The organism is Blautia massiliensis (ex Durand et al. 2017) (genome assembly GCF_001487165.1).
GTDB lineage: Bacteria > Bacillota > Clostridia > Lachnospirales > Lachnospiraceae > Blautia_A > Blautia_A fusiformis.
In genome coordinates, this window is sequence record NZ_LN913006.1 from 2,136,840 (window position 1) to 2,150,262 (window position 13,423).

The following is a 13,423-nucleotide window of genomic DNA, read 5'->3' on the forward strand; positions in this document are numbered from 1 at the left end:
CTATTTTATCTTTTTATAAACATATATGAAGATTACTTTGTAAACAGATCTACCAGATCCTGACCATCATTATAGCCCTGTTTTTTCAGTTCCTGAACAAACCAGTCATCTACACCGTCTACTGCTTTCTTAAAGGAATCGATATCCATGTCCTTTTTCTCTGTGAAGGTCACACCGTTTTTGTCTGCCCAGCGTGCTTTGATCTCATCATCACTGGAACGGTTGATGTAACGCTCATACTCAACAGCTTTCTGACCACACTCGTCAACAACAGCCTGCTGCTCCGGTGTCAGCGCATCATAAATATCCTGGTTGATGCAGAAGAACAGGCAGTCATAGATTGCATCCCACATGGAGCAATATGGCTGTACCTCCTGTACACTGGCTGCATCGATGGCGGGCAACGGATTCTCCTCGCCCTCTACCGTATTCTGCTGAAGTGCTGTGTAGGTCTCGGACCAGTTCATATTTGTAGCATCTGCCCCCCCCATCTCTTATAACACTCCATAAGAAGATTAGAGCCGGCTACACGAACCTTCAGATTCTTCATATCATCTACAGATTTTACCTCATGCTTGCTGTTTGTCAACTCACGGAATCCGTTCTCTGCAATACCCATGCAGTGAAGTCCGTAGCCGTTAAGGATCTCCTTCAGCTTGTCTCCGGCCTCTCCGTCAAACTTCGCATCTGCATCATCGTAGGAATCATAGATGAACGGTAGGGATACCACATTGAAGCGTGGATCAAATGCAGAATAGATCAGATTGGAATGCATGGAGATCTGTACCGGGTCTCCGTTCATCAATGCCTGGATTCCCTCGGACTGATTTCCGTTTGTCAGCTGATCCGCTGCGTAAATGTTAACCTTGACCTTTCCTCCGGTAGCCTTTTCCATGAGTTCACCGAACTTACGTCCTCCATCAGCCCAGGTACTTGTCTCCGTTGTGGAGCATGCAAAGTTCCAGGTTGTCTCAGGCCAGTTCAGATCACTGTAATCCTCCACGGTATCTACCGAATCCTCTGTAAACAGATCTACAAGATCCTGTGCATCGTCATAGCCTTCACTCTTAAGCTCCTTTACAAACCAGTCGTCGATTCCGTCTACTGCTTTCTTGAAGGAATCGATATCCATATCCTCTTTCTTTGTAAAGGTCACACCGTTGCTCTTCTCCCAGCGGCTCATGATCTCCTCGTCGCCGGAACGGTTGATATAACGCTCATACTCAACAGCCTTCTGGCCTGCCTCATCAACAACCTGCTGCTGTTCCGGTGTCAGGCTGTCATAGATATCCTGGTTGATACAGAAGAACAGACAATCATAGATTGCATCCCACATGGAGCAGTACGGCTGTACCTCCTGTACACTGGCTGCGTCGATCGCAGGCAACGGGTTCTCCTCACCCTCTACCGTATTCTGCTGAAGTGCTGTGTATGTCTCAGACCAGTTCATATTTGTGGCATCTGCCCCCCATCTCTTATAGCATTCCATAAGAAGGTTGGAACCGGCCACACGAACCTTCAGGTTCTTCATGTCGTCTACTGTTTTTACTTCATGCTTGCTGTTTGTCAGCTCACGGAAACCATTCTCTGCGATTCCCATACAATGAAGTCCGTACTCACCAAGGATCTCTTTCAGCTTTTCTCCGGCCTCACCGTCAAATTTTGCATCCGCGTCATCGTAGGAATCATAGATAAACGGCAGGGATACTACATTGAATCTCGGGTCAAATGCAGAATAGATCAGATTGGAATGCATGGAGATCTGTACCGGATCTCCGTTCATCAGTGCCTGGATTCCCTCGGACTGATTTCCGTTTGTCAGCTGATCTGCTGCGTAAATATTAACCTTGACTTTTCCGCCGGTTGCTTTTTCCATAAGCTCACCAAACTTACGTCCTCCGTCAGCCCAAGTACTTGTTTCAGTTGTAGAGCATGCGAAGTTCCATGTCATCTCCGGCCAGTCAAGATCACTGTAATCCGCGATAGTATTAAAGGAATCACTTCCGTCTCCGGAATCCTTGGAACTCTGGCTTTCTGTGTCAGAAGACTGGTCTCCTGTATAGGAGCCCTCTTTTGCAAGAGCCTTCGGAAGAGCTGTGGAAACAGCCGGAATATAAGTGATGATCAGAAGAACTGCAACGGATGCAGCGATCATCGGCATAACTGCTCTGGAGATCTGCTGAAGAGTAACCTCCAGACCTTTTTTGATCTTGATACTAATGGCAACAAAAAGATTTACACCTACCGGAGGTGTTACCTGTCCGATCGCAAGGTTAACTGTTGCCATAACACCGAATGCTACCACATCATAGCCCAGAGCCTTACATACCGGAAGCATGATCGGTATAAAAATGTACATCGCAGAGTTTGCATCAATGAAGCATCCTGCGATCAGGAAAATGATGTTTACGATCAGAAGGAAGGTAAACTGATTATGTGCAATGCCGGCAAGAAGCTCAGATGCCGCATTTGCAATACCAAACTTGGTACATACAAAAGAGAACAGGGAAGCACTCGCTACGATCAGCATGATTCCACCGGTTGTCTTTGCAGAATCCACAAGAATGTCAAACAGATCTTTGAGCTTAACCTCACGGTAGATCACCATACCAACAAACAGACCGTAAACAACAGATACGGCTGCAGCCTCAGTTGGTGTAAAGATACCGCCGTAAATTCCCCCGAGGATGATAACCGGCATCAGGAATCCCCAGAATGCATCTTTAAATGTATCCCAGCGCTCTTTTGCGGAAGCTTTTTCACGGGATGGCTGAATGTTATGTTTCTTTGCCTCGATCATAACGATGATCACAAGAGCAACACCCATCAGAAGTCCCGGAACGATACCAGCCATAAACATATCTGCAATAGATACCCCTGTGATAGAAGCGTATACAACGAATGCGATACTCGGCGGTATGACAATGGCGATGGAACTGGAGGTTGCCATCAATGCCGTGGAAAACGGTGCGGAGAAACCGCCCTGCTCAACCATAGCCGGGATCAGAACTGCTCCAAGTGCCGCAACCGTTGCAGGGCCGGAACCGGAGATCGCTCCGAAGAAGCAGGCTACGATAACACATACAATGGCGATACCGCCCTTTTTATGTCCTACGCAGGTATCTACGAAGTTGATCAGTCGTTTGGAAATACCGGCTTTTGCCATAATGTTTCCGGACAGAACAAAGAACGGGATAGCAAGAAGCAGGAATTTACTGATTCCGGAGTACATATTTGTAGCTACGATCGTCAGAGATGTACCGGAATAAAGGATGGCACATACAGATGACAGACCTAAGCAGATCGCAATGGGAAGTCCCAGGATCAGGAAAACAAAGAAGGAGATAAATAAGATTGCACTGATCATTTATTTGTCCTCCTTTTCATCATCTTTTTTCAGGCAGAAGTCGAGGCAGTACTCAATAAAATGAAGGATCATACAGCCTGCTCCGATCGGCACGAAGGACCAGAAGATCCACTCCGGCCAGTTCAATACGAAAGTTCTCTTGCCGTTTGCCAGCTGTGTAAGAACCTTGTCCATTCCATATTTAAATAAAATTGCGGAAAAAACAATGCTCAGGACCGTGATCAGGATCACAGATGGTTTTTCCAGTTTTTTCGGAAGACGGTCCGTAACCAGTGTCAGACTTACCAGCCCTCCTTTTTCACGGCAGGCAAGTGCTGCTGCCAGAAGTGTGATGAGAACAAACACCGCTACAACAAGCTCTTCTGTAAAAGACCATGAGCGATGGATGACCTTACGGGAAAATACATTTCCCACAGTCAGCACAAGGATCAGCAGTGTGGAAATGACCAGTACGATTTTTTCTACTGCTGCAAGTGCGTTCATGAGTTTTTTGTACACTTTCATACTCTTTCCCCTTTTGTATATTTTTCCGGTTTCAGATCCTTACCGCGTGGTTTAAAATGTTTTGGATAAAAAAAATCCGTCCCCTTTCAGGGACGGATATAAAATTCCGCAACCACCCTGTTTCTCCATTGAAACAAGCACGATTCTGCAACGTACCGGCATACGCGACTTCTGTAACGGGAAGCACCCGTGAAAACCTACTTACTTGTCTGAAACTTTCGGCTTTCCTTCTCAGGGATGATATTCAAGGCAGTTCCGACGCTGCATCACACCAGTCACAGCTCTCTGAAGACGGTTCCTCTGTCTTTACTGATTCCCTTCATGGAATTTACTTCTGTTATGTGTTAACTCTTTAATGAGTTAAACCAATTCTAACTCTGTTTGTTTTGATAGTCAAGTTTTTTTTTCAAAAACTCCTTCAGGCGTTCTTTCCTTCTCCGGCGAAGTACTCCTTCACAAGCTTTACAACCACACCGGAAAGCAGGAATACTGCGATCAGGTTAGGGATCGCCATCAGACCGTTGAAGGTCTCTGCGATACTCCAGAGAAGTCCAAGGTCAACAGTTGCGCCGATGATCGCTACCAGAGAGTACAGTACCATAAAAGGTCTGATAGCTTTTTCCTTAAAAAGGAACTCCGCACATCTGGCTCCGTAAAGTCCCCATCCAATGATAGTGGAAAATGCGAAGCAGCACATGGCAACTGCTGTAAAGATGGAAACCCAGTTTCCGTATGTACTGGTAAAACCGCTGATGGTAAGCTCCGCTCCTGCTGCTGCGCCATAACCAACCGGCACCCCGCTGCAGAGGATGACAAGCGCTGTCAGCGTACAGATCACAATCGTGTCCGTGAATACCTCAAAGATCCCGAAAAATCCCTGTTTTACAGGTTTTCTGGTGTCTGCACAGGCATGTGCGATGGAACCGGTACCAAGACCTGCCTCATTGGAAAAAATACCTCTGGAAACACCTTTTTTCATACTCATGAAAAAGCTTCCTACTACGCCACCTGTCACAGATGCCGGATTAAATGCTCCTCTGATGATAGCGCTGAAAACACCCGGAACATTTTTCCAGTTGATGATAACTACACCGACGGCAAGAATAATATAAAACAATGCCATAAACGGTACCAGCTTTTCTGTAACCTGGCCGATCCTTTTGATTCCGCCAAGTAGGATCATTGCCACAAGGATCGCAAGGATGATCCCCATAACAAGGTTTACCGTAGAAGTATTATCTGCAGCGATCACATTGTAATTGATCAGTGCAGAATCAATAGCTGTTGTAATGGTATTAACCTGGGTTGCATTTCCGGTTCCGAAAACAGTAAGCACACCAAAAGCGGAAAACAGATATGCCAGCCAGTGCCAGTGTTTTTTTAGACCATTCTTAATGTAATACATTGGTCCTCCAACCAGATCTCCGTTGGCATTGGTTTCGCGGAAATGTACCGCAAGTGTTACTTCTGAAAACTTTGTACACATTCCAAGAAGTGCGGAAATCCACATCCAGAATACGGCTCCCGGTCCTCCGATGGCAATAGCACCTGCCACACCTGCAATATTTCCCGTTCCCACGGTAGCAGCTAACGCCGTACAAACAGCCTGAAACGGTGTCAGACTTCCATCGGAAGCTTCTCTTTTCCGAAGCATACGTCCGATAGTGACCCTGATGGCATAGGGAAATTTCCGAATCTGGAGAAAATTCGTGCGGATACTTAAATAAAGACCTACACCAATAATACAGATCATCGCAGGAACGCCCCAGATAAAATTGTTTACGGCAGCATTCACTGATTCAATAACAGATAACATTCTATAATCCTTCCCTTATTTAATTTTGTCTTTTTGGATTGTACGTTTGTCTGTACAAAAAGACGATTCGTTAGATTATATCACATTTTTTGTCGAATGTATAAGAGAAAAGCTTTATAATTTTACTATGATAAAGAAAGGAAGTGAATAAAAGCTACCAATCCTGTTGTTAAATATGTGATACACATGTAGTAAAAATACTTATCTGTGATCAATATCATTTTCCGTATCGTCCAGGAATGTAAATATATATCCCCAGTATTTCTCCAGGATCTTACCTCTGCTTCCATAGATCTCATGCTTTGTTCCGATCATATGGATATAATCACAGCTTGTTTTTCCCTGGCGATTGATCTTTCCGGCAAAATTTTTCAGGGCACGGACAGACACCAGATCTTCAGTCTGGGCCTGAATGAGCAGCATTGGTGCCGTATATTTTTTCCATCCGTAGAGACGCAGATACCAGCTCATTTCCGCAGAAGCCCAGAGCCAGCCGTAGGATGGAGACCAGGTCTGGAGCTCCTTATGTTCTGCACGGAGATTTTTGTATCGCTCGTATCTTGGTTTTGATGTTGCGGAGCTTGTCTCAAAAGAACCGCTGCCATCGTAAGGCTTTCGGCCAGCTACATATTCCTCATCTTTTCCGAAAATGCATTTCTCCAGAGCTATGCCGGTGGCTGCCGGCCACGGAACATTATCTGTAAGAGGACGGATCATCGGAGAAGAAAGGATCACCTTGTGAAACCAGTCCGGCTCCCAAGCTGCAGCAATACCACCGATGGCACCACCCATGGAATGTGCATACAAGTTAAGTGACAGATCCGGATGTGCTTTCTTTATGTAGCGGCATGCTTTCAGAAAATCGCGGATATATCTTCTCCATGTATCGATGTGGACCAGAGACGGGTCTGCGGTAAGACGATAGCTGCGGCCATGACCGCAATGCTCCGGAATATATACATGATAGCCTTCCTTAAGAAAATAATAGGCCACTTCATCATATTTTACTGCTGATTCTGTGAATCCGTGGCTGATGACTACCACACCTTTAGGCATATCAATATCAGACAGATACTGCAGCATATGGATCTTACCTGTGATCCGTTTGCTTTCGTTACGAAACGGATAATCCGCACCCGGTACATAAAGTTCCCTTCTGTGAGACAGAAGATATGGCGTTACGATATTTTTCATGGTTTCTTCGTATTCATTTTCATGTATGATCTGCATATTGGTTAAAAACCTCCCTTGCTTTTACTGTATTGCTTTTTTGCTTCTCCCAAACTCTGCTTTTCAAAACCCTTCCATGTTGTCACAGCTGTTTTCTTACAGGATAACAGAATTCACTCCTCCAGGCAATCCTTTTCAGACCATTTTGCTCTTTAATTTCCATTAAAAAATGCCCGAACATTTTGATATGTACCGGGCATTTCTTCTATTATTTAATAAAATCTCACAATATCTTCCACATCTTTACGTTTCGGTCTTGCAGGCTCTTCGGCTGCTTTTCCGATGGCGATCACTGCCATTACCGTTTCTGTTTCCGGAATGGAAAGGATCTCACGGAGCTTATCTCCGGCACGAAGTCCCATGATCAGGGTTCCATATCCAAGCTCCTTTGCCTTCAGGATCAGATTCTCATTCTGAAGTCCCAGATCATAGCAGCCCCAGCCGTTTCCAAGCTCATTATCCGGTGTTCCGTCTTTCTGAAATCCGGCATGGTTATGTACAAAGGTTGTAACGATCAGGGAGGCATTCTCTGCTTTTGCCTGGTTCATTTCCGGCAGACATTCTCTGCTGACCTTCTCCACCATCTCTTCGGACATTACACAATAATATCTTCCGGTCTGGGAGTTTTTCCAGCTGGGTGCTTCCTGAGCGGCCCGGATCACTGCAAGAAGATCTTCTTTTGTGATCCTGCTCTCCGGGCTGTATTTACGGATGGTCCTTCTCTCTTCGATCAGTTTCTGAAATTCCATATTTTTCCTCCTTACTGTCCGGTGCCGGATCTGCTTCCGGATCCTGCAGTTATTCCGGCACGGATTTATATGTTCACATTTTTTATGGGGCTATTTTAACACAATGCCGTATTGAAATCAATTTCAGAACTCCGGCATCGTTACTATTTATTCTGCGACCGTTACTGTTCACTCCGTTCTCAGCAACACGTTTCAAAAAATATTGCCTGGGAACAATAACTGTAATACCACTTATGAAGATTTTTTTTGATTTACCACATAAATTCCCACACAGACAAGAAACAGTGCGATGAGACTTCCCATATTAAATGCCTGACGTACCTCTCCCAGAACCAGTGCAGACAGGATCACACTGAACAAAGGATTTACAAAGCCAAAGATCGCTACCCTGGATACATCATTCCAGGCAAGCAGCACTGACCACAGTGTATAGGCCACCGCAGACACCATTGCCAGATAAAAGATAATCCCGATACCGGCGGCATTTACCACTCCGAAATGTCCTCCCATCCCTTTTCCGATCAGGAACAGAATGATCCCGCCCATGGTAAACTGCGTTCCGCTGAGTACCACCGGAGATACCTTTCTAGAAAAAATATTGATCAGCACCGTGGACATTCCGTAAGAAAACTGCGCGATCAGAATAAATCCTTCTCCTGTAAGCCTAAAACCTGCATCCAGAGAATTTCCCATGAGATTGATCACGACCACGCCGGCAAAACCGAGGATACAGCCGAGCATCTTTCGCCCGGTCATTTTTTCCTTGTGAAAAACAAGGCAGGACAGCAGGATCGCAATAAAATTCCCAAGACCTGTGATAATAGCGCCTTTTACACCGGAGGTATGTGCCACACCTATATAAAAGAAGAAATACTGACATACCGTCTGAGCCATACATACCGGCACCGCATATTTCAGAACAGTTCGATCCGGGATCAGTACCTTGCGCTCACGCAAAGATGCAAAGATCAGTACAAGGATTCCTGCCAGTGCAAAACGCACACCTGCAAAAACGATCTGACTTGCCGTATCTGCAGAATCCATCTGCATCAGACGGTATCCTGTCTTGATCAGCGGGATCGCACTCCCCCAGAGGAGACAGCAGACGCAGGCAAGTGCTGCCACCACCCAGGTTTTTTTTAATATTGTTTTTGTTTGTTCCATTTGTTTATTCTCTCTTTCTCAAAACTTCTTCCATCTGACTGATCACAGCTTTTATTTCATTTATTGCACTGATACTTACGTCCCGGAAATCAAGCTTTTTCCCCTTTCCGTATAATTCCGCCTCATAAGCGCTGGCTTTCTCTTCATCTTTATCCTTGTATCGGGCTTTTCCGATCAGCCAGGCACTGGAATCCGCACAGTCCGGATATTCCGTATTTCCCCGGATCAGAAAATCCTCTGAAGCTTCCGTCAATGCTGTTTTCAGTTTTTCTGCTTTATCCAGAAATTCTTCCGTTGTCTGCGGATAATGTTCTTTTATATAAAGGAGATTTTTATGAATACAGGTGGCACTTTTTTCCATTAGTTTCCGTTCTTCCGGATCTTTGAAATTATCATATTCCCCAGGCCGGACTTCCCATCCGCGGATGGATTTGCTTAATTCCATCAGCCAGTATACATGACGGGAAATATCGTCCGGAAACATAAAATACGTAGAAAATTCATGATCGATCATAGGTGCAAGACTTATGATCCCGCCATCTTTATCACAGAGAAACGCTACATTTTCATAATGATAATTCTGGTCTCCCCTCAGGACAGAGATCAGCACCTGCATGGCAAGCTGTTCCGCTATTTCCTGATGCTTCTGAAAAAAATCAGCTTCAAAAATATCTCTGTAATCATAAAACATCTGGCAATAGTTTACATAATTATCTATATCTACCTTTTCATCCGGATATTTCCGAAAAAATTCCAACAGATTCAAAAGGGATTCCCCTTCTTTATAGGCCATGGGTACTGCCGTTCCGTAGTCAAGATATTTTTCATTTACTGCCTCATACCCTTCACAGATGGCCAGTTCATACCTGGGCGCAGGCATAAAATATTCATTAATGATCGTTGACCAGAACACCTCTGCATAAGCATATAGTGGCGTGGAAAATGGTTTGGATTTCGTCAGTGGCTTGAAAATCATATTTCCAGGAAATATGGGGAAATGTTTTTCCCCGCTTACCACGCCTACAGCTTCAGACTTAAGATTTCCGATTCGATTTTTGTATTGATAGTGTCTGACTTTATAATACATAGCAGTCATATCGTATTGCCTTCCCCTTCAATGTATAAGACGGCTCCCGGCCGGCAAGACATTCACTTTTCAGCGGACGCTTGACGATGATCTTATCCGGATTTGCTCTGATAGCTGCATCAAAAAGATCCTTTTCCCCGGAACACGGTGGTTCCAGCTTCTGGATCAATTGAAGTTTCTTGTTGATCAGGCTGGATTTCTGTCTTGCCGGAAACATGGGATCCAGATAGATCACGTCTACAGGATCAAGAAGCTTTGACATACCTTCTACACTGTTTCCCTCGATTACCTTCATACGACCGGCAATATCTTTCAGATCCATATTTTTCTTGGCACGGCGAATGGCATCTTTAAGAAGGGCTGCGATCACCGGATTCTGCTCGTACAGCGTCACCTCATAGCCCTGGGCTGCCAGAAGAAAGGCATCCTCACCCATTCCTGCCGTAGCATCGATGGCCTTCCTTCCCTCCTTATCTGACTTTACCGCCTTCACCAGCATCTCATGCTGAAGTCTGCCTCTGGTAACTCTGTGAAGCATCGTCTCCACAAAATCCCCCTGATAGGTCAGCCCGAAACCGGACAGCGAAACGCCCCTGGAATCAAACCGCACCGTCAGAAAATCTCCCGGCTTATCCTGAAGCTGCGCTCCGGTCCTCCTGCAAAAGGCTTCCGCCATATCTCTCTGTCCGCCCTTTCCAAGACAGACTGCGATTTTATCATTCATTTCCTGATTCTCTCTTTCATGACTCTTTTTCATAAGCTCTTTCATTCTACAATTTTACAAAAAAAATTGCAATTCATCTCAAAAAAAGATGTCCGCAGACGTACCAAAATACGCTGCAGACATCCAATGTCTGATCCATAGTCAGGCGATTACTTAATGCTTGCTGTCCTAAAACAGAAGCTGAAGTCCCATTGCAATGATCCACATATATGCACAGGTCTTTGGGATCATCAGGCTTCTTATTGTCCGCACTCTGGATCCTTTCGATCAGACCTCTGCTCTCCAGATTTTTCAGAGAAGAGGACACGTGGGATTTCGTCGACTTACGGACCTTAACGATCTCAGCCGTATATTTATTTTGAATTTCTCTTTCCTTTTCTGACTTTGATCCTGCGGATCATCCTTCGGATCAGAAATACCACAAGCACAATGATCACGATAAAGATCAGACAAATACCTGCGATCATTGCCGAAAACTTATTCGGCTGCTTCACCAGATCAATGATATTTCTGCTGTCCTCCACAACCTTACGTCCATGTGTCGTCTCATAAGATTCCGGCACATTGGCAATTCCGTCGCCGTCTGTATCCGCAAAGGACTGCATATATCTTGCGATCGCATCCCAGGCCTTTAATTCCCTGTCATCCTCCATGATCGCCTGATCTTCCAGATTTTCAATAGGATTTCCATCCCTGTCCTTCGGTTCAAGAGACAGCAGTCCATAGGACATTTTCATCACAGAACCAAGCATCTGGCCGGTATACAGATCTGTCACAACATGATACAGCTTGTCATCCTGGATCTCGATCCGCTCTCCGTCTGCCCTGGTGAGATAACAATCTGTCACCTTATTCAGGATCATCCGATGTGGATTGTATGCAAAATTCAATCCACTGCAATATAACCTTGCCGTTGTCATAAAATCCGATACAGAAGCGTCCACCTCCGCTACCAGCTTCAGCTCTTTTCCGGTCAGGTATACACTGATCAGCGGATATCCGGCAACACCGTCCTTTCCGATCCCCAGTGAAAAGGAATTAAAAACATCCTCTACTGTGATATCGCCCTTTGTGTATGTGTCCCGCACGGTTCCGCTTGGAACAACGGCTACATCAACCGGATCACCATCATAATACTCGGAATTTTCCACTGCATATATGTATGCATCGGACATGATATCACCAAGATTCAACTCTTCATGCTTCGTGCCCATTTCTTCCAGACTGTTGAATTCAACATCATTTTCAGCAAGAACCTCTTCCCTTGTATAGCCGAAATCGGCAAGATAATTCTTATCTACCGTATCCATCAGGGCATCGATCTGTTCCTGTGTCGCCTGGTCCGGTTTTACATCCTCAGAAACAGGGATCAGCTCATAGGATGTCAGCTCCCACCGTCCGTCCTGCTTCTGTGTCATGGAAAGTGATCCCAGATTTCTTCCGTATTCGCCGCAGGATACGATATATGTGTTCCCATGCTGAATTGCCTCTTTCAGCTCTGAGTGCGTATGTCCGCTGATGATCAAGTCGATATCCGGCACCTCTTTTGCAAGGATCTCATCCTCCGATTTGTTCTCATCCTCCCAGGTTCCTCCATGGGACACACAAGCGATCATATCCACTTTTTCATTTTTTCGGATCTCTTCTACCGTCTGTTTTACGGCCTCAACCGGATCCTTGAACTTTAATTCACAGGTCGGTGCACATTCCAGGGCATCCTTACCGAACACACCGACTACTGCAGCCTTTACATCTCCTTTTTGAACTACTACATAATCCTTCACACCGTAGGCTTCAAATGCCGACCGGATCTGCTTCTGACCATCGCTTAATCCATCCTGCTCCATGCTGTCCCAGTCCACGTTGCACACTACCAGTGCCGGCACTGTCTCACCGGAAGCCTTCGCAGCCTCCAGCATATTTGCCAGTCCCTTTGAACGATAATCATATTCATGATTCCCCAGAGTCGTCACATCATACCCCAGATATCCCAGCATCCGAAGCTCTGCCGCCTCCGTATCGTATACGGTCTGGATCAGTGTTCCCATGGAAAAATCGCCGCCATCCAGCACCAAGGTGTCCGGATCTTCCTGCTTCTTTTCATCGATCAGGGTTTTGATCCTTGCAAATCCGCCAACCTCTTTTTGCTCTCCATCTACGATGGTTGAAAAGCTGTTCAAATGCGAATGTGTATCATGGCTGAACAAAACATCGATCTGTTTTGTCTCGGCTGCTTCCACCGGGACATTCCATGCAAGAGGAAGTAGCAATGCAGCAATAAGCATGATCGCCAGCAGCCTTGCTGAAATTTTCTTTCGTGTTTTCATAACACTCTCCTTTTGTATATAGTTTTCTTATGCCTTTTTACAAAACCATCAATAATGTTCCCACACCGATCAAAATACATCCCATCATCGATTTTGCTGTGAATTTCTCATGCAAAAAAACAAATGCCAGTACCAGTGTGATCACAACACTCAGCTTGTCTATCGGCACAACCTTGGATGCATCGCCTATCTGCAGGGCACGATAATAGCATAACCACGAAGCACCCGTTGCCAGACCTGAAAGGGTCAGAAACAGCCAGCTTTTTTTGCTGATCGCTGCGATCCCGCCCTGGGTATTTGTGAGGAAAACCATTCCCCACGCCATAACTAGCACCACTATCGTTCGAATCGCTGTTGCAAGATTCGAATTAACACCGGCAATACCTATCTTGGCCAGTATGGAGGTCAGCGCCGCAAATACAGCAGACAGCAAGGCAAACACAAACCACATAGTA

The 13,423-nt window shown here is 45.4% G+C and carries 11 protein-coding genes, 1 pseudogene and 1 other annotated feature; all 12 genes and pseudogenes read right to left on the minus strand.

Annotation, left to right across the window (positions count from 1 at the left end; all coding sequences use genetic code 11):
- Positions 1 to 32 precede the first annotated feature (32 nt).
- The 12 genes and pseudogenes from dctP to BN3261_RS10880 all read right to left on the minus strand — a co-directional run bounded on the left by dctP (position 33) and on the right by BN3261_RS10880 (position 13,419).
- The gene (dctP, locus tag BN3261_RS17950) at positions 33 to 491 is read right to left on the minus strand and encodes a TRAP transporter substrate-binding protein DctP (RefSeq protein WP_235812370.1); all 459 of its coding nucleotides are present in this window, start codon (positions 489 to 491) and stop codon (positions 33 to 35) included.
- Positions 464 to 3,367 (minus strand): TRAP transporter large permease subunit, encoded by a 2,904-nt coding sequence (locus tag BN3261_RS18175; RefSeq protein ID WP_330383265.1) that lies wholly within the window; start codon positions 3,365 to 3,367, stop codon positions 464 to 466. Before BN3261_RS18175 ends, dctP begins: the two co-directional genes overlap by 28 nt.
- A complete protein-coding gene (locus tag BN3261_RS10840) occupies positions 3,368 to 3,871 on the minus strand; it encodes a TRAP transporter small permease (protein WP_015525504.1) in 504 nt (167 codons plus the stop codon).
- A gap of 85 nt (positions 3,872 to 3,956) precedes the next feature.
- Positions 3,957 to 4,203: a binding site (T-box leader), on the minus strand.
- An 86-nt stretch (positions 4,204 to 4,289) separates the two neighbouring features.
- Entirely contained in the window at positions 4,290 to 5,687 is a 1,398-nt protein-coding gene (locus BN3261_RS10845; protein ID WP_015525503.1) for an alanine/glycine:cation symporter family protein, read from the minus strand.
- A 201-nt stretch (positions 5,688 to 5,888) separates the two neighbouring features.
- A complete protein-coding gene (locus BN3261_RS10850; protein WP_015525502.1) occupies positions 5,889 to 6,917 on the minus strand; it encodes an alpha/beta fold hydrolase in 1,029 nt (342 codons plus the stop codon).
- Positions 6,918 to 7,129: 212 nt separating this feature from the next.
- Positions 7,130 to 7,666: a nitroreductase family protein gene (locus BN3261_RS10855; protein WP_015525501.1), complete on the minus strand. Its 537-nt coding sequence runs from the start codon at positions 7,664 to 7,666 to the stop codon at positions 7,130 to 7,132.
- Positions 7,667 to 7,897: 231 nt separating this feature from the next.
- On the minus strand, positions 7,898 to 8,830 hold the full coding sequence (locus BN3261_RS10860; protein WP_059086239.1) for a DMT family transporter: 933 nt from the start codon (positions 8,828 to 8,830) through the stop codon (positions 7,898 to 7,900).
- Positions 8,831 to 8,834: 4 nt separating this feature from the next.
- Positions 8,835 to 9,926, minus strand: coding sequence for a hypothetical protein (locus tag BN3261_RS17965; RefSeq protein WP_235812371.1), 1,092 nt, complete (start codon positions 9,924 to 9,926; stop codon positions 8,835 to 8,837).
- Positions 9,907 to 10,641 (minus strand): class I SAM-dependent methyltransferase, encoded by a 735-nt coding sequence (locus tag BN3261_RS10870; RefSeq protein WP_044962204.1) that lies wholly within the window; start codon positions 10,639 to 10,641, stop codon positions 9,907 to 9,909. The genes BN3261_RS17965 and BN3261_RS10870 overlap by 20 nt, the downstream gene beginning before the upstream one ends.
- A gap of 235 nt (positions 10,642 to 10,876) precedes the next feature.
- Positions 10,877 to 10,987: pseudogene (locus BN3261_RS18285) on the minus strand (MarR family transcriptional regulator); the annotation flags it as partial.
- 7 nt (positions 10,988 to 10,994) lie between these two features.
- Positions 10,995 to 12,968, minus strand: a complete 1,974-nt coding sequence (locus BN3261_RS10875) for a bifunctional metallophosphatase/5'-nucleotidase (protein WP_059086240.1) — start codon at positions 12,966 to 12,968, stop codon at positions 10,995 to 10,997.
- Positions 12,969 to 13,005: 37 nt separating this feature from the next.
- Complete coding sequence (locus tag BN3261_RS10880; protein WP_059086241.1) at positions 13,006 to 13,419, minus strand: EamA family transporter; 414 nt, start codon at positions 13,417 to 13,419, stop codon at positions 13,006 to 13,008.
- Between the last annotated feature and the right edge of the window lie 4 nt (positions 13,420 to 13,423).